The organism is Nonomuraea solani (assembly GCF_900108335.1).
Taxonomy (GTDB): Bacteria; Actinomycetota; Actinomycetes; order Streptosporangiales; family Streptosporangiaceae; genus Nonomuraea; species Nonomuraea solani.
Genome location: NZ_FNVT01000037.1, coordinates 23082 through 42931, shown reverse-complemented (window position 1 = coordinate 42931; position 19850 = coordinate 23082). Strand labels below are relative to the sequence as shown.

Annotated in this window: 18 protein-coding genes and 1 pseudogene; 11 read left to right on the top strand and 8 right to left on the bottom strand. The window is 68.9% G+C overall.

The window, feature by feature from the left end; all coding sequences use genetic code 11:
- Positions 1-5 precede the first annotated feature (5 nt).
- On the top strand, positions 6-992 hold the full coding sequence (locus C4V41_RS57160) for an ArsR/SmtB family transcription factor (protein ID WP_103964453.1): 987 nt from the start codon (positions 6-8) through the stop codon (positions 990-992).
- Here the strand turns inward: C4V41_RS57160 and C4V41_RS57155 are convergent.
- Positions 970-2139 carry a trans-sulfuration enzyme family protein gene (locus tag C4V41_RS57155; RefSeq protein ID WP_103964452.1) on the bottom strand — a complete coding sequence of 390 codons (1170 nt, stop codon included), beginning with the start codon at positions 2137-2139 and terminating at the stop codon, positions 970-972. The two genes, C4V41_RS57160 and C4V41_RS57155, sit on opposite strands and share 23 nt — an antisense overlap.
- Entirely contained in the window at positions 2136-2885 is a 750-nt protein-coding gene (locus tag C4V41_RS57150) for a 2OG-Fe dioxygenase family protein (protein WP_103964472.1), read from the bottom strand. Before C4V41_RS57150 ends, C4V41_RS57155 begins: the two co-directional genes overlap by 4 nt.
- A gap of 123 nt (positions 2886-3008) precedes the next feature.
- On the opposite strand from C4V41_RS57150, the gene lat reads away from it, so the two are divergent.
- Positions 3009-4328: an L-lysine 6-transaminase gene (lat, locus tag C4V41_RS57145; protein ID WP_103964451.1), complete on the top strand. Its 1320-nt coding sequence runs from the start codon at positions 3009-3011 to the stop codon at positions 4326-4328.
- A 26-nt stretch (positions 4329-4354) separates the two neighbouring features.
- Here lat and C4V41_RS57140 read toward each other — a convergent pair whose 3' ends face one another.
- The gene (locus tag C4V41_RS57140; protein WP_160150761.1) at positions 4355-5404 is read right to left on the bottom strand and encodes an inorganic phosphate transporter; all 1050 of its coding nucleotides are present in this window, start codon (positions 5402-5404) and stop codon (positions 4355-4357) included.
- Positions 5405-5570: 166 nt separating this feature from the next.
- Between C4V41_RS57140 and C4V41_RS57135 the strand changes: the two genes are divergently transcribed.
- The 7 genes and pseudogenes from C4V41_RS57135 to C4V41_RS57105 form a co-directional block, all read left to right on the top strand.
- A complete protein-coding gene (locus tag C4V41_RS57135) occupies positions 5571-5945 on the top strand; it encodes an ArsR/SmtB family transcription factor (RefSeq protein ID WP_235031036.1) in 375 nt (124 codons plus the stop codon).
- A gap of 113 nt (positions 5946-6058) precedes the next feature.
- Positions 6059-7165: a GTP-binding protein gene (locus C4V41_RS57130; protein ID WP_200824972.1), complete on the top strand. Its 1107-nt coding sequence runs from the start codon at positions 6059-6061 to the stop codon at positions 7163-7165.
- 31 nt (positions 7166-7196) lie between these two features.
- The gene (locus tag C4V41_RS57125) at positions 7197-9683 is read left to right on the top strand and encodes a molybdopterin-containing oxidoreductase family protein (protein WP_103964448.1); all 2487 of its coding nucleotides are present in this window, start codon (positions 7197-7199) and stop codon (positions 9681-9683) included.
- A gap of 56 nt (positions 9684-9739) precedes the next feature.
- Positions 9740-10183, top strand: coding sequence for a hypothetical protein (locus C4V41_RS57120; RefSeq protein ID WP_103964447.1), 444 nt, complete (start codon positions 9740-9742; stop codon positions 10181-10183).
- 2 nt (positions 10184-10185) lie between these two features.
- Entirely contained in the window at positions 10186-10413 is a 228-nt protein-coding gene (locus tag C4V41_RS57115; RefSeq protein WP_103964446.1) for a helix-turn-helix transcriptional regulator, read from the top strand.
- A gap of 13 nt (positions 10414-10426) precedes the next feature.
- Entirely contained in the window at positions 10427-11407 is a 981-nt protein-coding gene (locus tag C4V41_RS57110; protein ID WP_103964445.1) for an NAD(P)-dependent alcohol dehydrogenase, read from the top strand.
- Positions 11408-11455: 48 nt separating this feature from the next.
- Positions 11456-11746, top strand: a pseudogene (locus tag C4V41_RS57105) (transposase); the annotation flags it as partial.
- A gap of 210 nt (positions 11747-11956) precedes the next feature.
- On the opposite strand, the gene C4V41_RS57100 reads toward C4V41_RS57105, so the two are convergent.
- The 5 genes from C4V41_RS57100 to C4V41_RS57080 form a co-directional block, all read right to left on the bottom strand.
- Positions 11957-12244, bottom strand: a complete 288-nt coding sequence (locus tag C4V41_RS57100) for a transposase (protein ID WP_103964443.1) — start codon at positions 12242-12244, stop codon at positions 11957-11959.
- 94 nt (positions 12245-12338) lie between these two features.
- The gene (locus C4V41_RS57095) at positions 12339-13082 is read right to left on the bottom strand and encodes an alpha/beta fold hydrolase (protein ID WP_103964442.1); all 744 of its coding nucleotides are present in this window, start codon (positions 13080-13082) and stop codon (positions 12339-12341) included.
- 45 nt (positions 13083-13127) lie between these two features.
- Positions 13128-13388 carry a dihydrofolate reductase family protein gene (locus tag C4V41_RS57090; RefSeq protein ID WP_268808939.1) on the bottom strand — a complete coding sequence of 87 codons (261 nt, stop codon included), beginning with the start codon at positions 13386-13388 and terminating at the stop codon, positions 13128-13130.
- A 339-nt stretch (positions 13389-13727) separates the two neighbouring features.
- Positions 13728-14417, bottom strand: coding sequence for a helix-turn-helix domain-containing protein (locus C4V41_RS57085; RefSeq protein ID WP_146104219.1), 690 nt, complete (start codon positions 14415-14417; stop codon positions 13728-13730).
- A gap of 268 nt (positions 14418-14685) precedes the next feature.
- Positions 14686-17307, bottom strand: coding sequence for an ATP-binding protein (locus C4V41_RS57080; protein ID WP_103964439.1), 2622 nt, complete (start codon positions 17305-17307; stop codon positions 14686-14688).
- 65 nt (positions 17308-17372) lie between these two features.
- On the opposite strand from C4V41_RS57080, the gene C4V41_RS57075 reads away from it, so the two are divergent.
- Both C4V41_RS57075 and C4V41_RS57070 read left to right on the top strand, forming a co-directional pair.
- Complete coding sequence (locus C4V41_RS57075; RefSeq protein WP_200824971.1) at positions 17373-18494, top strand: epoxide hydrolase family protein; 1122 nt, start codon at positions 17373-17375, stop codon at positions 18492-18494.
- Between the two features lie 54 nt (positions 18495-18548).
- Positions 18549-19460, top strand: coding sequence for a hypothetical protein (locus C4V41_RS57070; protein ID WP_103964437.1), 912 nt, complete (start codon positions 18549-18551; stop codon positions 19458-19460).
- The last annotated feature ends 390 nt before the right edge of the window (positions 19461-19850 follow it).

Below are 19850 nucleotides of genomic sequence, written 5' to 3'. Positions count from 1 at the left end.
GCGCGATGAGGATAGAGCTGTCGTCGGAGGAACTGGCCACGAGCCGGTTCGCCGTGTCGCCGCTGTTCGAGCTGATGGGTGTGCTGCGGGTGCTCAGCGGCATGTCCCGCGGCTATCCCGCCCAGAGCTGGATACGCCGGTTGACGCCCGTGTACGACGAACTCCGGAGGGACGCGGGCTTCGGCGTGCTGCTCGCGCTGCAGGGCGGCGCGTACAACGCGAGCTTCATCACGCCGCCGCCGCACAGCATGGCCCAGACCTTCGCCGACGACCTGGCGGCCGTCCGGGCCACGCCGCTGACGCTGGCACGCGAGGAGATCAGACGCTGTTCGCGGACGCGTCCTGTCACGGATTCCGGCGTCCGCGGCATGCTGGCAAGCGCGGAGATCGTGAGTCTGGTCGTCGATGCGCTCGAGCACGCGTGGGAGCGCCTCCTCGCTCCCGACTGGCCGCGCATCCGCTCCGCCTATGAGCGGGACGTCACCGCGCACGGCGCGATGCTCGGACGAGCCGGATGGGCGAAGACCCTGAACGATCTGCATCCGCGCATCCGCTGGCAGCAGGGCGGCATCGAGCTGGCACGATGCGCGCCCGATCAGCGGCTCACGCCGTCGCGTGGCCTGCTTCTCGTGCCGAGCGCCTTCGTCTGGCCCGGCCTGGCCGTCTATGCCGACGACCCGTGGCCCTGCACGCTCGTCTACCCGGCCGGGCACCGCTCCGCCTTCGCCTCCGAGGGCGGAGACCGGGCGTCCGCGCTGGCCAGGCTCATGGGAAGAACGCGCGCCCGGCTGCTGCACGAGCTGCGTGAGCCCACCACCACCAGCCAGCTCGCCGCCGGGCTGAGCCTCTCCGTCGGCGCGGTGGGCGATCACCTGGCGATTCTCCACCAGGCCGGGCTCGTCGACCGGTCGCGTGCGGGCTACCGGGTCCTCTACCGGCGCACCTCGCTGGGCGAATCCCTCGTGGCGGCTATGCCTTCAGCGCCTGGGTGAAGTCGGACAGCAGGTCTTCGTGGTGCTCCAGGCCGGCGGACACACGGACGGTGCCCTGGCCGATGCCGGCGGCGAGCAACCCCGCGCCGTCGAGCTCCCGGTGCGACGTCGTCGCGGGGTGCAGCACCAGGGTCCGCGGGCCGCCCAGGGACGTGGCCAGCTCCGCGCACCGCAACCGCGTGAGGAACCGGCGGGCTCCGGGAAGACCTTCCGCCAGGTCGAACGACAGGATGCCGCCGTAGCCGTCGAGGATCCGCCCGGCCAGGTCGTGGCTCGGATGCCCGGGCAGCCCCGGCCAGAGCACGCGCGTGACCTGGGGGTGCCCGGCCAGCATGCGCGCCAGGCGGCCGGCGTTCTCACAGTGCCGCTCCACGCGCAGCGCGAGCGTCTTCAGCCCGCGCAGCACCAGCCAGGACGCGAACGGATCCACCACCGTGCCCAGGTCCACCGCGAACCGCCACACCCGCCGGTACAGCTCCCGATCGCCGAAGACCGCCAGCCCGGCGACCACGTCGTCGTGGCCGCCGAGGTATTTCGTCGCGGAGTGGACGACCACGTCGGCGCCGTGCTCGATCGGACGGCACAGGATCGGCGTGGCGAAGGTGTTGTCCACCACGCAGGTCAATCCGGCCGCGCGGCCCGCCGCCAGCAGCCTCGGCAGGTCGGCGACCTCGGTCGTCGGGTTGGCGATCGTCTCCAGATAGAGGAGTTTCGTCTCCGGCCGGACCGCGGCGGTCAGCTCGCCCGGATCGGCGCAGGAGACGCGCGTGACGGCGATGCCGAAGCGCTCCGCCAGGCGCGTGAGCACGCTGCCGGTTCCTCCGTACAGCCGCCGTTGCGCGATGAGATGGTCGCCGGGACTCAACAAAGCCAGCAGGACCGCGTTGATCGCGCCCATTCCGGAGCCGGCCGCGAGCGCCGCCGCGCCGCCTTCGAGGTCGGCCACCGTGGTTTCGAGCGCTCTGGTGGTGGGGTTGGAGTGCCTGCTGTAGGTGTAACCGCGGTCCGGGTGATGGAGCCCTTCCGCGCACGCGTCAGGATCTTCGAAGGCGAAGGTCGAGGTCTGGTAGAGCGGAACGGCCAGCGGGCGCGACGCCGGCGGGGGAGGCGCCCAGGCCTGGACGGCACGAGTCTGCGGACGCGTCATGAGGCGGCGCTTCCCGCGGCGGCGCTTCCCGTGACGGCGCTTCCCGTGACGGTGCTTCCCGTGACGGTGCTTCCCGCGACGGCCTGCGCCTCGTATTCCTCTCCGTATTTCCTGCGGTCCCAGCGGTTGAACACCACGATCCACAGGTCGCGGTGCCCGAAGCCGCCGTCCAGCGATTCGAGGTCGGTCGCCGTGTGCCACATGGCCGTGTCGTCGAAGGCCAGCGCCTGGTTCGGCTGCAGCGTCACGCGGAAGAACGGTTCGCCGCCGCCGAGCGGCATCAACTGGTTCTCGCCACCCGAGATGTTGTGCCGTGCGAAGACGGCGAGCATCGCGTAGTCGTGGCCGTCGCGGTGCGGGCCCTCGGGCACCGACACGCCGGCGACGCCGGGCCCGACCTTGACGCGGCACTGGTGGACGTTGATGTGCCAGTCATGCCCTTCGTCCAGCCCGATCTGACCGGCCGCGGCGTCGATCTGCGGCGAAGGGTCGATTCTCAGGGCTTCGAGCTTTCGCGGCAGGCCGCCGACCAAGGTGTTGACCGTGGGCGGCTGCAGGAACGGCCGATGGGGCAGCAGCTCCAGCCTCCAGCCGCGCGTCCGGGCGTCGAACCGGATGCGGTATTGCGCGAACCGTCTGCTGCGCTGCCTTCCGCCCGTGTACGGATCCAGCGGCAGGGTCTCGAACTCGGTCAGGACGGACGGGGCGGCCGGAGGCAGATCAAAGACCTTATAGAAGGGTGCCATGGTAATGCCCTTCGCCATTTATCGGGGGTTCAATAGTTTACCCGCGGGCGCCTGTTCGACTTCGTCCCGCGGACGTGCCGATGGCGTTAATGTCGGCAGCGTCGAGCGTCGAAAGGAGCAGCGTTGAATGACAGTCTCATCCGGCGTAGACTCGCCCGCCACATATTGACGGACGGCCTTCCCATAACGCTGGACCTGTGCCGCAGCCGGGGATCGTGGCTGGTCGACGCGGTCACCGGCGACCGATACCTCGATCTCTTCACGTTCTTCGCGTCCGCGCCGCTCGGGATCAACCCGCCCGGCATCGTGGGCGACGACGCGTTCATGGGACTGCTCGCGGAAGCCGCCGTCAACAAGCCCAGCAATTCCGACCTCTATACGGAACACTTCGCGCATTTGGTCGACACGTTCGCGCGGGTGCTCGGAGATCCGGCGCTGCCGCACCTGTTCTTCGTGGAAGGAGGCGCCCTCGCCGTCGAAAATGCGCTCAAGTGCGCCTTCGACTGGAAAAGCCGCCATAACGAGTCGCATGGCCGTCCGGCCGGCCTGGGCAAGAAAGCACTCCATCTGACGATGGCGTTTCACGGCCGCAGCGGATACGCCCTCTCCCTGACCAACACGAACCCGGCGATCACCGAGCGTTTCCCGCTCTTCGACTGGCCCCGCGTGGCCACTCCCACCGTGACGTTCCCCGTCGCGGAGCACCTGGACGCCATCGTCGCCGCCGAGCGCCGTGCTCTCGACCAGGCGGAGGCGGCCTTCGCCAGGCACGGGCACGACATCGCCTGCTTCATCGCCGAGCCGATCCAGGGCGAAGGCGGCGACAATCACATGAGACCGGAGTTCCTGCTGGCCATGCAGCGGCTCTGCCGCGACTGGGACGCGCTTCTCGTCCTCGACGAAGTGCAGACCGGCGTCGGCATGACCGGCTCGCCCTGGGCGTACCAGCAGCTCGGGCTGGAGCCCGACGTGGTGGCCTTCGGCAAGAAGGCGCAGCTCGGCGGGATCATGGCGGGCCGGCGCGTGGACGAGGTGCCGGACAACGTCTTCGCGGTCGGCGGGCGGATCAGTTCGACCTGGGGCGGTGGGCTGGCCGACATGGTCCGCTCCCGCCGGATCCTGGAGATCATCGAGCGTGACGAGCTGATCGAGCGCGCCGGCTCGGTCGGCTCCTGGCTGCTCGGTCAGCTCGAAACGCTGCGCGGCCACCATCCCGGCCTGGTGTCGAATGTGCGGGGGAGAGGGCTGATGTGCGCCTTCGACCTGCCGGACGGTGGCCGCAGGGACCTGTTGGTCGCCTCGCTTCGCGCGGAAGAGAACGTTCTGGTGCTGCCGTGCGGCTCCCGATCGGTGCGACTCCGCCCGGCTCTGTCGATCGCGGTGGAGGAACTGGCGGTGGGCGTCGCGGCCCTGAACCGCCGCCTCGGCCGGCTGCCGGCCTGAATACCGCGGGCGCCCCCGGCGGCGGCTCAGCTCACCAGTAAGAAGGCCAGGGCGGCGATGCCCGCGGCGACCAGGGGCGTCGCCGTCCAGGCGATCAGGAAGTCGCGCAGGGAGCGGAGGTTGAGCCGCCCGACCTCGTGCCCCGCGATCCCGGCGATCGCGCCGGTGGAGACCTGCGTCGTGGACATCGGCAGGCCCGCCCCGGCCCCGAAGCCGACCAGCACCGCCGTGGTGACGTTCGCCGTCATGCCCTCGCCGTGCGACATCTTCACCACGTCCTCTCCCAGGCGCCGGGCCACCCGGAGCCCGCCGACCATCGATCCCGCGGCCATGGCCAGGGCCACGGTCAGAAGGACCTGCGTGATCGTCATGCCCGCCGGTATCAGGGAGAACGTCCCGATCGCGACGATCTTGGGGGTGTCGTTCAGCCCGCGGGCGAAACTCGCGGCGCCGCTGGACAGCCAGTGCGCGGCCGTCACCACTCTCGACCCGCGTGCCGCCCGGTCGCGGTGGACCGCGCATTCGGTGAGAACGGCGGTGCCTGAACCGTACGAGCCGTCTGGGGTGTCATCGCCGGCGCACGTGCATCGATGCTCCTTCGCGACGTGGCGCCGGACCTGCTTGAGCAGCGCCGACAGCGTGTACGCGACCAGGACGCTGGCGAGCATCGGCAGCACGACCTTGGTGCCCAGCACCTCGAAGTGCACACTCGATCCTGACGAGGTCAGCAGCAACCCCGCGCCGATCAGCGCGCCGACCAGGGCCTGAGTGGTGGAGACCGGCAGCCGGGCCAGCGTGGCGAACGCGATCCAGCTCGCCGTCCCCAAGAGGACCGCGAAGGCGAACTGATCGGTCGCGGGCGCGCTGACGATGCCCTTCGAGAACAGCGCGGTCATGCGTTCGGCCAGGACCAGAGAGCACAGAGAGCCGGCCAGCGTGGCGACCGTCCCCCAGACGACCGCAGTGCGATAGCTCACGACCCCCGCTCCGCCGAGCGTCGCCACTCCTTTGGACACATCGTTGCCGCCGTTCGCGGCCGCCAGACCGGCGAGAAGAATGAAGATCACCACGGTCACGGGACGCCTCCGATCCACTGGACGTGCCGCCGACGATAAAAGGCGCTTCGATTAACAGGCAATTTCCACTCCGTGAACGATCATGTATAGACGGATTTCGAATTTTGTTTGACCGCCGGCCGGTCTGCGGCTTGTCGGGGCAAAGGCCGGCTGGCACTCTGATGTGGTGCTGGAGTCCGATGTCACTCTGATTTGTCCCACCGCCACCCCGATCCGGCCGCTGACCGGCCACGAGGCGGCAGACCTCGCCGAAATGTTCAGGGCACTGGGCGACCCCGTACGACTGGAACTGCTGTCGATGATCGTCGCCTATGGCGAGCCCTGCGTTTGTGACCTGACGAAGGCCTTCGAACTCGCGGCACCGACGATCTCCCACCATCTGAAGGTCCTGCGCAAGGCGGGCCTGGTCGAAAGCCGGCGCCAGGGCACCTGGATCCATTACAAGGCGGTGGCCGCGAGGCTGGCCGATCTGTCGATGCTGCTCGACCGGCAGGCCGAAACCGCCGCGCTCGCGTGGGAGGGCTCTCGTGGCATTTCTTAGACCGTCGTTTAATTAGATCGGCGCTTAATTGAACGGCTTGATCGGCCGCGGTTCACGTCGTTATTGTGCGACAAAAGCATCGGTTAGTGAGGCGGCAGGCGATGATTGAATTCATGACAATCAGCGGCTTTCTCGGGGCCGGCAAGACCACCACGCTCCTCGAGACCGCGAGACGCCTACGAGAAGACGGCCGGCGGGTGGCGGTGATCACGAATGATCAGGGCACCGAACTCGTCGACACGCAACTGGCGCGATCCGCCGCCGAGACGGGAGAGGTCACCGGCGGCTGCTTCTGCTGCCGCTTCGACGATCTCGTCAAGGTGGCCATGGATCTGATCAACGACCACGGTGTCGGGACGCTGCTGGCCGAGGCGGTGGGAAGCTGCGCCGACCTGCAGGCGACCGTACTCCGGCCGCTGCGGAGATACTACGGAGACCGTTTCACCGCCGGTTCGCTCATGACCGTCGTCGACGCCGAACGGCTCGCGGCCCTGTCGTCGAACAACGGGAACGCCGATCTCTCCTACCTTTTCGCCAAGCAGCTCGAAGAGGCCGACGTGATCGCCCTGAACAAGATCGACCTGCTCGACGCGGAGACGACCCAGGCCGCGCTGGACGAGCTGCACATCAGATATCCGTCCGCGACGGTGGCCGGCTACTCGGCGAAGTCCGGAAGGGGCATGGACCAGCTCATCAAGACCTGGATGAGCCAGACGGCCGCACCGCGCAACGTGGAGATCGACTACAACCGCTACGCCAGGGCCGAGGCCGCGCTCGCCTGGCTGAACCAGACCCTCATCGTGCGCGCCCCCGGAGGCTTCGACGGCGACCTCTGGGCACGGACACTGCTGGAACACCTGTCCAAGGCCGCCCAGGACGAGGGCTGGGCGATCGGGCACGCGAAGATCACCCTGCGGGCGCCGGGCGTACTCTCCAGGTTCAGCCTGATCTCCAGCGGCGGAGCACCCGTCGCGGACGGTCCTGCCCCGGGGCCGCTCGCCGAGGCGGAGGCATGTATCAACGCCCGCATCGCATGCGCACCGACCCAACTGGACGACGCCATCGCCGCCGCCGTCCGGGCGGCCACCGAGGTCGCCGCCGCCGAGGTCGAGCGGTGCGGCGGCGAGCGCGCGTTCCAACCGGCCTACCCGCAACCCGCGTACCGTCTCGCCGCGCCCGAACCATCGGCACAGATCTGCGGCTGCAACGGCGCCTGCTGAACGACCGCCCCTCTCGTCTGAAGGACGTGCGATGAAGGAACCAGTCTCACGCCGGTCGATCTTGCGGGGGGCCGTCCTCGGCGGGACGGGAGCGGTCGCGGGCACGTTGCCGACACTCGTGCCGTACGCCGCGCAGGCCGCGTCCGGCCCCTCGATGCCCGATTTCGTGGAGGGGTCCGCCGCCCTGCGGCCGGACAAGACCGTGGCGGGCGCCTGCCAGTTCTGCAACTGCGACTGCCGGTTGGAGATCCGGATGAAGGCCGGCCGGGTCATCGACGTACGCGGTGAGCGGTCGGACCCCGTCCAGGACGGCAACCTGTGCGTCAAGGCGCCGATGATGGCGCAGCTCACCTACAACCCGCTGCGGCTCACCACCCCCCTGCGCCGCACCGGCGGGGCGAAGGGGGACCCCGGCTCCCAGTTCGAGCCGGTGACCTGGGACACGGCACTCGACCTCATCGCCCGGCGCTTCCTGGCGCTCCGGGACCAGGGCGAGGCGCGGGCGATCGCCAACCGCACCACGGGACGCATGCCGCGCGGAGCCGGCGCACTCGCGCACCGGCTGTTCAGCCTGCTGGGCAGCCCGAACGACACGGACGTCGGCCCTGTCTGCAACGATGCGGGAGGCAACGCGCTGGCGGCCACGTTCGGGCTGGGCAACTTCACCAACGGATACGGCGTCGACCCCGCGACCGGCAAGGAGGACCTCGGAGCCGCGCGCTATCTGCTGATGCTCGGCACCAACCAGGCCGAGACGCACCCGGTCACCTTCGCGTACCTGTTGCGGGCCCGGCAGCGTACCCGGGCCCGGCTGATCGTGGTGGACCCCCGGCGGACGCCCACGGGAGCGCTCGCCGACGAGTGGCTCGCCCCCAAGCCGCACACCGACTTCGCCCTGATCCTCGGAATGCTGCACGAGGTCATCGGCCAAGGGCTCTACGACCGCGCCTTCGTCGACCGGTGGGTGCTCGGGTTCGACGAGCTTCGCGAGCACGTGGCCGCCAAGGGCTACACGCCGGAGTGGGCCGCCGGCGTGACCGGCGTTCCGGCCGCCACGATCCGCAGAATCGCCAGGGAGTACGCCACGGCGAAACCGGCCGCGATCTTCTGCAACGCCGGCATCTCCCACCAGCTCGGCGCCTTCGACACCTACCGGGCCATCGCGATGCTGGCCGCGATCACCGGCAACGTGGGCGTGCCCGGCGGCGGCTGCAACTTCATGCACAACACCTGGCCGGGCGGGCTCGGGCTGCCGCCGCTGAAGACCGGCGTCCCCGACCCGGGGCCGGCTCTCCCCGTCGGGCCCGACGCGTTCGCGGAGGCCGTCATCAGCGGGCGGCCGTACCGCCTCAAGGCCGTGATGACCGAAGGCAACCCCCTGATCAGCTCGGCCAACACGGCCAAGGTCCGGCGGGCCTTCGAGACGCTGCCCTTCTACGTCTACACCGGCCTGTTCATGGAGGAGGCCGCCTACTACGCCGACGTCATCCTGCCCGTGTGCGCCGGGCTGGAGTTCGAGGGCGTCTACATGCGCCGCGACGACCGCGCCATCCGCTGGCAGGACGCCGCCGTGCCCAGGGTGGGGCAGTCACGTTCCGACACCGAGATCTTCATCGGGCTGGCGCACGCGCTCGCCCGCAACGACCGGCGCCACCCACCGTCCTACTGGGCGGACGCGTTCCCCCTCGAATGGAACGACTACAAGAAGTTGTGGGCCACCTTCGTGGCCAACACGCCCGGCGCCGGGGGCATGACGATGGAACGCATGCGCGCCCGTACCGAGCCGCTGCGCTGGCCGTGCCCCTCCGCCGGCCACCCGGGCGTGAGCACCCTCTACCTCGACCACCCCTCCTGGTATCAGGCCGCCCGCTCGCTCGACCCCGGCAACGCCGGCAAGCGCTTCCTCACCCCCAGTGGCAAGGCGGAGATCTTCACGCCCGAGCTGGAGAGCAGGCTCGTGCCCAGCGGCCACCACGCGCTGCCCATCTTCTTCACCCACCCGGAGGTGACGGGCGGGAACCCGACGCTCACCTATGACGCCGCCTTCATCGCCAATCCGGTCAACCCTCAGGCGCTCACCCATCCGGTACGGCTCGGCACGCCCGCCGACGGGACGGTGCACCGGCAGTATCCGCTGATGGGCATGACCGGGCGCCCGAGCGTCGCGCATTTCGCCGGCGTGACGCACTGGACCTATACCGGCGAACAGCTCAACGGCATTCGCCTCGTCCAGATCCACCCCGCCACCGCCGACCGGCACGGACTCGCCAACGGTGACCCGGTGCTGGTCGAGAGCCCGCGCGGCGCGGTGACCGGCACGGTCCTCATCGAGCCCGGCATCCGGCCCGACACGATCTTCCTGCCCAACACGTTCGGGCCCGCGCAGAGGGTGGGGGACATCTTCGGCGATCCCCGGTACGAGGCGGCCAACACCCTCCTGGACGACCGGTTCTACGACAACCTCTCCGGCCAGCAGGCGTACAAGTGCTTCGCCTGCAGACTCCGCAAGGTGCGCTGAAGCCTTTCGATGTTAAGAATCGTTGACATCGTGTCCGCTGTCTTTTACTTTGGGACATGTCAAAGATTCTGTACACGGGGGCCGAGATGTCGTACGAAGAGAAGCGGGCCTGGATCTACGCGGCGGTCGCGTTCGTGGTGCCGGCGATCTATGCGGTGATCGTGTTCGGGCGGCTGGCCGGCACCGACGTCACGCAGATCTCCTACGCGCGGCCGCTGCTGATCGCCATCGGAGCGGGCTTCGTCGCGAACATGCTGACCACCATGCTGATCGGCGCGCCCAAGGAGGCGCGGCACAGCGACGAACGGGACGCCGGCATCCTCCGGTACGCCACGCAGACCGGATATTTCGTCCTGGCGACAGGCGTCGGCGGGGCGTTCCTGCTGACCCTGGCGGGGGTGGCGCACTTCTGGATCGCCAACGCGCTCTATCTGGCCTTCGTGCTGGACGCGCTGGTCTCCTCGATCGTCAAGATCGTGGCCTACCGCCGGGGTTTCTGACCATGCCCAAGCCCACCAAGATCACCAACTCGCTGCGCTACCTGCGGTTCACCTGCGGCGAGATGACCCAGGCGGATCTGGCCGCCCGCGTCGGCGTCACCCGGCAGACGATCATCGCCATCGAGCAGGGGCGTTACTCACCCTCGCTGGAAATGGCCTTCCAACTGGCCCGGGTGTTCGGCGTACCGCTCGAAGAGGTCTTTCAGTATCCCGACAGCGAACTCCCCTGAGAAAGGACACCCCATGAAGGCAGTGACCTACCGCAAGTACGGCACCCCCGAGGTACTGAGCGTCGAGGACGTGCCCGCCCCCGCTCCCGGCGACAAGGACGTGCTGGTGAAGATCCACGCCACGGTGGTGACGGCGAGCGACACCACCTTCCGCGCCGGCGAACCCTTCTTGGCGCGGCTGTTCACCGGTCCCGTCAAACCGAAGGCCAAGACGCTGGGCGGCGAGTTCGCCGGGGAGATCGTGGAGGTCGGCAAGGACGTGACCCGCTTCTCGGTGGGCGATCGAGTCTTCGGTGACACGGGTCCGGCCTTGGGCGCCCACGCCGAGTACGTCCGCGTCGGCGAGGACGGGGCGCTGGCGGTCATGCCGGCCGGCCTCGACTACGCCGAGGCCGTCGCCGTACTGGACGGTGTGCTGACGGCCCTGCCCTTCCTCCGGGACAACGCACGCTTACGGGAGGGCCAGGAGATCCTCATCAACGGCGCGGCGGGCAGCGTCGGCGCGGCCGCGGTGCAGCTCGCCAAGCACTTCGGGGCGCGGGTCACCGGGGTGTGCAGCACCGCCAAGCTGGACCTGGTCAAAGGGCTGGGCGCCGACGAGGTCATCGACTACACCAAGGACGACTTCACCCGCCCCGGCCGTACCTACGACGTCGTCTTCGACGCCGCCGGCAAGAGCACGTTCTCCCGCAGCAGGCGCGTGCTGAAGAGCGGCGGCGTCTATCTCTGCACCAACCCCTCGCCCGGCATCTTCCTGCAGTCGTTCCGGACGCGACTGTTCGGCGACAAGCGGGCGGCCATCGCCTTCACCGGCCTGCGCCGCAACACCGACAAGGCCACGGACCTGCGTTTCCTCACCGAGATCACCGAGGCCGGCCAGATGAGGCCCGTCATCGACGGGCGCCACCCGCTCACGGAGGCCGCCGAGGCGCACCGGCGCGTCGATTCCGGCCGCAAGCAGGGTTGTGTCCTCATCACCATGGACCACAACTGACCTCACCGATCCGCGTACGTCCACGCGGCCCCTGCTCGACTGGATCGGGACCTGACCGCCCTCGCCACGCGGGTCCGCGAATTCGCCGACATCCTCACCGAGCGACACGGCCACAACCTGCCCGCCTGGATCCAACAGGTTCGCACCGACGACCTCCCCACCCTCCACAGCTACACCAACGGCCTGGAAAAGGACATCGATGCCGTCATCGCCGGGCTCACCCTGCCCTACGGCAATGGCCCCATGGAAGGCGTCAACACCAAGACGAAGTTGATCAAGAGGACTATGTATGACCGCGCTGGATTCCCGCTGCTCAGACAGATGATCCTAGTCTCCTAACTCACCGTCACCACCGGATTCGTGCCAGAGCCAGTGGCCGTACAGTCCCTTCTAGGTGGTCAGAGCCCTGGGCAGTGTGCAGGGTCATGCCTGGGTGAGCGGGGGTTTTCATCCGCGATGTCACTCAGTTTGTCACTTGCTTGCGCGTGCCCGAGAGTCCTGCTTTAGCTGGGGTAAGTCACTCAGCTTCAGGTTCGCCGGACGCTAGCGTCACCCCTGGGCGATGATCGAAAGTATGATCGTAGCCGTCGGGGTCTTAGGTGGGGGATTCTCCTCGCGGAGAATCTTGTTCTCGCGGCGCAGCCGGGTCAGTTCCTCCTTCTCGGCGCTGGTTGAGCCGTCCTGGCGGCGGCCGTCATCCAGGTCGGCCTGGCGCACCCAGGTACGGATCGACTGCGCGGAGGGCTGGAACTCCTTGGTCAGCTCCCCCGGCGTCCGTCCCGCGCGCACCAGCTCCACCATCTGCTGGTGGGACTCCGGCGGATAGTTGTTCGGCACAGCAGATTCCTTCTTCCGGGAACCAGGGTTCCCAGAGATCAGGTGTCCACCAAACCGGCCCAGCTCCAGCCGTGGCGCACCTGCCTGGCTCTGATCACTGGCGCAGGAACGCGGTGACCATCGGCAGCACCAGGTCGGGCCGGATGACCTGCAGGTGCTTCGTGCCCGGCAGGATCGCTAGTTGCGCGTTCGGCAGCAGCTGCTTCATCTCGACGCTGTGCTCGAGCCGGACGAAGTCGGTGTCGCCGATGATGATCAAGACCGGCATCGTCAGCCTGGCCAGCTGTTCGTCGGTCCACCCTTCGAAATCGTGCACTGCCGGCTGGATCTTCACCACGAACGGGAAGAAGTCCTCGGGATTCGGCGCCACCTCGTCGTAGGCGCGTTTCATCGCCGTGGACTCCTCCTCGGTCGGCATCCGAGGCGAATCCAGCTCCAACGCCGTGATCTCGGGGTAATACGCCTCGGATCGGGTCGACCGGAAATGCGAGGCCGCCAGCACGACCCGGCCGACCCGATCCGGGGCCGAGATGGCGACCTCAGTGGAGACCAGCCCGCCCAGGCTGTAGCCGAACAAGTCGGCCCGCTCGACGCCGAGATGATCGAGCAGCGCGATCACGTCCTCGGCGCACTGCCGGATGGAGAACGACCGGTCGCTGTCGGCGGTGTGCCCGTGCCCCTGCAACTCGACACCGATCACCTTCCGCTCAGCGGTCAACGCTGGCAGCAGCGAGTCGAAGCTCAGATGGAACGTGTACGCGCCGCCGTGCAGCATGATCAGCGGCGGACCGGGCTGATCGGCGCCCAGAACCTCGTAGTAGAGGTCGATGCCGTTCACTGAGGCGTATGCACCTTGAGTCATGTCGATTCCCCTCGTCGCTGTCTACCGGCTCGGCATATAGGTCAGCACCACTGCGCCGTTACCGAGCTCGGTTACTTTCGTCAGGTCCATGGCGGTAGTACGGATGCCGGACAGCAGCGACTCACCGGATCCAGCGACGAATGGGGAGATGCTCAGATGCAGCTCGTCGAGCAGACCTGCCTCGACCAGCGCCCGGCTGAACGGGCCGTTGCCATACTTCACCAATGTGCCGTCGCTGGCCTCCTTGAGCTGGGCGACCGCCTCGACCGCATCGCCGGCCAGTACCTCCGCGTTCCACGTGGTCTCGGTCAGCGTGGTGGAGGCGACGCGCTTGGGTTAAGGAGTTGATCTTGTCTGCGACATCGCCGGTCATGGTCGGCCAGGTTTGGGCAAAGCTCTCATAGGCCACCCGGCCGAGCACGAGTCCGACCGCCGAGGACAGCGGCCGGAGCTGATAGGCGAAGTGGTTGTCGTTGGAGGCGACCTTCACCTGCCCGGTCCACCAGGCGTCGCCGGACATTTTCCCATCGATCGAGAGGTAGTCGTATTCGATCAGTTTTCGCACGCCCGGGAGTCAACCATCCGGCTGTTCGGTCCGTCTTGTATCGAACCGAACCCGTATCACAACGCCAGAAACGGGATACCGGACCTCAACTCGCCCGGGGTGTGACCGGTCGCCCACCGCATCGCCCGCGCGAGCTGCGACTGATCGTAATAGCCACCGGCGGTGACCACGTCGGCGATCGATCTCCCCGCCCTGAGGAGTTGCGCGGCGTGCCGTGCCTGCTCGATGCTGGCGAGCTTGCGGTGTGAGATCCCGACGGCCCGGCGGAATCGGATCTGCGCGATCCGTTCCGACATGGCGCGTGGCCGTTCGCCGTGCCGGATCTCGTCGACGAGAGGGTCAAAGTACAACAAACCTGCGCGCACCAGCCGGTCGACGAAGACGTCGATGTTCTGTTCGGTCGGCATCTCCCAGTCCCGGTTGTCCAACAAGATCCGGCCGCCCGGCAGGGTCGGCAACAACGCATCCCTGAGGTCGGTCAGACCGGTGGGCGGGTACAGCGGTAGGTAAGCACCAAGCCGAAACTCCACGCCGAAAAACTCCCAGCCCTCCGGGCAAGTCAGCGATGTGCCCCTCGTCTCCGGTCCGCGCACGTGCACCGTCAATCCGTCATCGCCCCGCGCAAACGCGATCATGGATGAGGCTTTGGCCGCCGAGTTAAAACTGGTCGTGGCATTACAGCTCGCCGACCACACCCGTTGCACCAGCGGGAGTTCGCCGCCCACAGCGTTGAAGATTAGTCCCACGCGGCGTGACTATAGACCACTCAAGATGCAGGCCGCGTGCCCGGACTGCTTTGAAGACGGAACTTACGACCTGATCCGAAACGGATCACCATCATGGGTGATCTGATTCGGTGGCGGTGCAAGGCCGGTCAACACGGATGGTCGTGCACCGCCCTGACCTGCTCGAACAGCCCGTACCGCCAATGACTGTCCCGTGGTTCCTCGCCCCCGGAGTCGAAGTCCAAGGTCGGGTGCGGACGGCCCGCGCTCGTCTGCTCGTGGAGGGCTGTCAGTCGCTGAGGGTGAGCTTCGCGAGCTGGGTGCGTGCGGTGACGCCGAGCTTCGGGAAGGCCTTGTAGAGGTGTTGCCCCACGGTTCTCGGGCTCAGGAACAGATGCGCGGCGATGTCCTTGTTCGACAGCCCTTGGGCGGCCAGGTGAACGATCTGTCGTTCCTGCGGGGTGAGCTGGGCGAAGCGGTCGGCACCGGTGTTGCGCTGGGTGCTCCAGCCGGTCGCGTCCAGCTCCGTGCGTGCCCGCTCGGCCCAGGGGCGCGCGCCGAGCCACTCGAACGCCTCCAGTGCGGCCCGCAGGTGCTCTTGCGCGTCGCTGGTTTGGCGGGCCCTGCGCAGCCATTCGCCGTACAGCAGTTCGGTGCGGGCGCGGTCGAAGGGCCGTTCGTGCGCGGCGAGCGCGGCACGGAAGTGCGCGTCGGCGTCCGGGGTGGTGGACAGCAGGGCACGGCAGCGGGAGACCAGCGCGTCGGCCCACCGCTGGTGCAGCATCTCGGCCCAGGACTCCAGTCGGGTGAACGGTTCGGCCGCGCGGGCGTTCCTACCGCTGCGCACGGCGGCCTCGACCAGGTCGGGTACCAGGTGCATGGCGGGGGTTCTGTTGCGGGCTTTGCCGTACACGAGTGCCTCCGCCCGGAGCAGGGCCTGCTCGGGGCGGCCCTGGCCGAGGTCGAGGAGCGCGAGCGCGGCGGGGTTGGCGCTCGCGGGGTCGAGCGGGTCTCCGTGGACGGCGGCGAGCTGGTCCAGCAGGATGGTGGCCAGACGTGACCAGGCGGGTTGCCCGGTGTCAGCGGCGATGCTGGCGGCCTCTTCGGCGAAGCCGCGCGCGTCGGCGTAGCGGCCGCGGGCGTACTCGACGCGGCCCAGGAAGGTCAGCGCCTGCGGTAGCAGCCCGATGCGGCCCTCGGCGCGGATGGTGGCGGTGGCCGCCAGGGCGAGCTGGTGGGTGCGGGCGTCGTAGTCGGCCAGGCCGAGCCCGCCGATCAGCAGCAGTCCGCGGCGGTCGGGTCCGGCTTGGGCGCGAGCGGACTCGACCACCTGGGCCAGCGGCGGCAGCCGGGCGGAGAGGCGACCGAGGGCGAGCGCGACGAACCAGCGGCACAGCTGGTGGACCGCGACGACGTCGGCGTCGGGCGGCACCCGCAGCGCGTCGAGCTGCTCGGCCGTTCGGTGGGCCATGTCACGGTCGCCGTCGAGCCAGATCATGGAGGCGGCATCCAGCAGCAGCCAGGCCGCCGAACTCGGGTCGGTGGCGGCCAGGTGGTCCACGCCGGCCGACAGCATCGCGTGCGCGCCCTGCAGGTGCCCCTCGCCGTAGTCGGAGCAGGCCCGCACGCGGATCAGGCGGGAAGTCAGCTCGGCGCCGGGGTTCCCGGCGCCGAGCGCCAAGGTTCTGGCCCGATCGAAACGGCCGCTGAATTCGGTGGCCTCGGCCGCCAGGGTGAGCCTGCGGGCGCGCTCGTCGGCCGAGGGGCTCAGCGTGGCGGCACGTTCGTAGGCCGAGGCGGCCGCGGCGTAGCCGCTGCGGGCGTGGGCACGGGCGGCGGTCGCCTCCAACCGTGCCGCGACCTGCTCATCGGCCGTCAGCGTGGCGGCGGCCAGGTGCCAGGCACTGCGGTCGGCGTCCGCCGTACCCTCCAGGACAAAGCTGAGGGCGTGATGGACGGCCAGCCGCCGGGCCAGCGGCGTCCGCTGCCAGACAGCCGCCCGGACCAGCGGATGACGGAACTCCAGCCGCGAACCGTCGGCCGTACGGATCAGACCGGCCGCGCTGATCTCTTCCAGGTGTTCCGGGGCGCAGCCCAGCGCGCGTCCTGCGGCCAGCATGATCGCGGAATCCGCGGTGGCGTCGGCGGCGGCGACCTGGAGCAGGACGCGCGCGGCCGTGGACAGCCCGTCCACCTGGTGGGCGAAGGCCTCCTCCAGCCGGGTGGTGAGCGAGAGTTCCCCCTGGCTTTCACCGGACTTCGGCAGTTCCAGGAGTGCGAGCGGGTTTCCGGCGGCCTCGGCGAGGATCCGCTGCCGGAACTCGGCGGTCAGCGGGCGGGCGACGGAGTCGAGCACCTCGCCCGAGGCCGTTTCGTCCAGGCCTGCCAGTTCCAATACCGGCAGGCCTGGCGCTGTGAACCCGGTGCGGGCGGCCAGCAGCATCGCCACCCCTTCACCGGCCAGTCGCCTGGCCGCTATGACCAGCGCGTCCGCCGAGGCGCTGTCGAGCCACTGCGCGTCGTCGACCAGGCACAGCACCGGGCCGTCCTCTGCCAGTTCCGCGAGCAGCGACAGGACGGCCAGCCCGATCAGGAACCGGTCTCCCGTACCGGCCGGGCCGAGCCCGAAGGCGCCGCGCAGCGCGGCGGCCTGCCGCTCGGGGATGCGGTCCAGACGACCGAGCGCCGACCTGAACAGCAGGTGGAGCGAGGCGAACGGCAACTCCGCCTCCGCCTCGATGCCGGTCGCCCGCAGGACCTGCACATCGCCGGCCGCCGCGGCGTGATCCAGCAGGGCCGTCTTGCCGATGCCCGGCTCGCCGAGGATGACCAGCGCGCCGCTCCGGCTGGCTCGTGCGTCACTGAGCAACTCGTCAATGGTGCGCGACTCGCGCGCACGTCCCCGAAGCATATGTCCGGATATTACCTATGGAATGACTCATGCTGCCGTGCCGGGCCTTGCCTAATCTCGTGGACATGAAGCCATTCAGCGTGAACATCGCCCAGAACGACCTCGATGACCTGCACGAACGGCTCCGCCGCACCCGATGGACCCGCGAAATCGCCGGACAGGGCTGGAGCCGGGGCGTGCCGCTCGACTACCTCAAGGGACTGGCCGACTACTGGCTCAACGACTTCGACTGGCGGGCGGCCGAGGCCGAGTACAACAAGCACCCGCAGTTCGTCACCGAGATCGACGGGCAGAACATCCACTTCTTCCACATCCGCTCCAGCTCCGAGGACGCTCTGCCGCTGCTGCTCCTGCACGACAACCCCGGCGGCGTGATCGGATTCCTCGACGTCCTCGAACCGCTGTCGCGCCACTTCCACCTGGTCGTGCCCTCCTGCCCGGGGGTCGGCTTCTCCGGCTACCTCACCTCGCCGGGCTGGACGGTCCCCCGCACGGCTGCCGCCTTCGCCGAGCTGATGTCCAGACTCGGCTACGAGCGGTACGGCACGCAGGGCGGCGGAGGAGGCGCCAACCTGGGGCTGGAGCTGGCCCGCCAGGTGCCGGAGCGGCTGGTCGGCGTACACGTCAACGCCTACGTCGCCTTCCCCTCCCCGGAGGAGACCGAGTTCACCGCCGACGAACAGCGGCGCCTGGGCATCATGCAGACCTTCATGCAGGACGGCCTCGGCTTCAACCAGATCATGTCCACCCGGCCGCAGACCATCTCCTACGGCCTGACCGACTCGCCGGTCGCGCAACTCGCGTGGATCGTGGAGAAATTCAAGGAATGGACCGACTCGGCGGCCGAGCTGCCCGAGGACGCCTTCACCCGCGACCGGATCCTGACCGACGTGAGCGTCATGTGGTTCACCGCCACCGCCGGCTCGGTGGCCAACCTCTACTACGAGGTGCGCCACGACCCGGGCGCCTACGCGCCCAAGCCGCGGGTGACGGTCCCCACCGGGGCGCTCCTGGCCAGGGAAGACGTCACGATCCGCCGCTTCGCCGAGCGTGACGCCAACATCGTGCGATGGACCGAGCTCGCCGGCGGCGGCGCCTACCTGGCGCTCGAGTCGCCCGGGCTGCTGGTGGAGGACGTGCGGGCCTTCTACGCCACCCTCACCACCACCGGCGACGCCGGGCAGTAGCAGACCGAGCGATCACCGTGCACAACGTCGGCGCGGACCGGCCTGACCGTCGGCATGGCCGAGGTCACCGCCGTGCGCGACATGGTGACCGCCTTCACCGACATCGACGAACGCCACGGCGGCCAGCACGGCCGCACCGCGCTGATCCAGTACCTGTGCGATGACGTGGCCGCGCTGTGCCGGGGCCGCTTCCGCACCGATCAGGTGCGCCAGCAGATGCTCTCGGCCGCCGCCCGAGCTGTGCACCTGGCCGGGTGGAAAGCCTACGACGCCGGCCAGCAAGGGCTGGCCCAGCGCTACTACCTGTGGTCCTACAAGCTGGCCGTCGAATCCGGCGTCACCAGCCAGGATGCGTTCGTGATGCGCACCATGGCCATGCAGGGTCTGAAGCTGAATCGCCCCGAGCACTGTGAGGGCCTGGCCGCGACCGCGCTGAGCTGCGCCAAGGGCAAGGTGGATCCGGCCACCGAGGCGCTGTTCCGCATCACGCACGCCAACACCCTGGCCACGAGCGGCCAGCGACGCGAAGCGATCGAGGAGACCCAGCGGGCGCATGATCTCCTTGCCCGGGGCCAGGACGCGGATCTGCCGTTCTGGGCCCAAGCGTGGGGGCCGCCGGAGGGCACGGTGTGGTCCCGGTCGGCCAAGGTGTTCCAGGCCCTCGGCGACCTCCGCAACGCAGCCGAGCAGTACGGCCGGGCAGCAGCCTGCCGCCCCGCCACCACCTACGCCCGCATCGTGGCCCTGGACCTGGTCGCCGAGGCGGAACTCCTCCTCGCCCAGGGCAGCATCGACCACGCCTGCGCCACCTGGTGGCGGGCGATGGACCGCATGGACGGCGTCGCCTCCGCCCGCACCCGCAAGGCCATCACCCACATGCGGCGCGACCTGTCGCGCTTCCGTAACCGGGGGCTGCGTTCGGCCCAGCAGCTTGACAAGCGCGCCATGGAGTTCCTGCGCGCTTGATCAGCCTTTTCGACCACTAAGCCTGTACCTCATCGTTGAAGTGCTGGTGAGCGGCGCAGGAGGGACCGGCGCAGGGCCGCAAGGCTGGCGAGCGGGGATGTCGGTATAGCTTGTGCGGGCCGCCAGAGCGGCCCGCACCTTATCGACGGGATCGGCAAGGAGGTGCTGGGCGGTTTCGCGGTCAAGGTTGTCTGTTTCTGCGAGGAGGCGGCGCAGGTCGACGTCGGGAGGTCGTACTATCGCGAGACGGACTTGAGCATCGATGTTCGGATGTGAGGGTATGTCCCAGCGAACTGTTCCGCGTGGGTCATGAACCAACTCGCCAAGGATTTCAGGAGGGCAGTTCGGATCGGTGACCAGCGCCACCCAGTCACCCCCCACGGACCTGCT

Bases quoted from the DNA above. Each gene is read 5' to 3' on its own strand.
- C4V41_RS57125 (WP_103964448.1), top strand. From the start codon at position 7,197: ATGAAGGAACCAGTCTCACGCCGGTCGATCTTGCGGGGGGCCGTCCTC.
- C4V41_RS57110 (WP_103964445.1), top strand. From the start codon at position 10,427: ATGAAGGCAGTGACCTACCGCAAGTACGGCACCCCCGAGGTACTGAGC.
- C4V41_RS57150 (WP_103964472.1), bottom strand. From the start codon at position 2,885: ATGGCACCCTTCTATAAGGTCTTTGATCTGCCTCCGGCCGCCCCGTCC.
- C4V41_RS57130 (WP_200824972.1), top strand. From the start codon at position 6,059: ATGACAATCAGCGGCTTTCTCGGGGCCGGCAAGACCACCACGCTCCTC.
- C4V41_RS57120 (WP_103964447.1), top strand. From the start codon at position 9,740: ATGTCAAAGATTCTGTACACGGGGGCCGAGATGTCGTACGAAGAGAAG.
- C4V41_RS57155 (WP_103964452.1), bottom strand. From the start codon at position 2,139: ATGACGCGTCCGCAGACTCGTGCCGTCCAGGCCTGGGCGCCTCCCCCG.
- C4V41_RS57075 (WP_200824971.1), top strand. From the start codon at position 17,373: ATGAAGCCATTCAGCGTGAACATCGCCCAGAACGACCTCGATGACCTG.
- C4V41_RS57070 (WP_103964437.1), top strand. From the start codon at position 18,549: ATGGCCGAGGTCACCGCCGTGCGCGACATGGTGACCGCCTTCACCGAC.
- C4V41_RS57080 (WP_103964439.1), bottom strand. From the start codon at position 17,307: ATGCTTCGGGGACGTGCGCGCGAGTCGCGCACCATTGACGAGTTGCTC.
- C4V41_RS57115 (WP_103964446.1), top strand. From the start codon at position 10,186: ATGCCCAAGCCCACCAAGATCACCAACTCGCTGCGCTACCTGCGGTTC.
- C4V41_RS57160 (WP_103964453.1), top strand. From the start codon at position 6: ATGAGGATAGAGCTGTCGTCGGAGGAACTGGCCACGAGCCGGTTCGCC.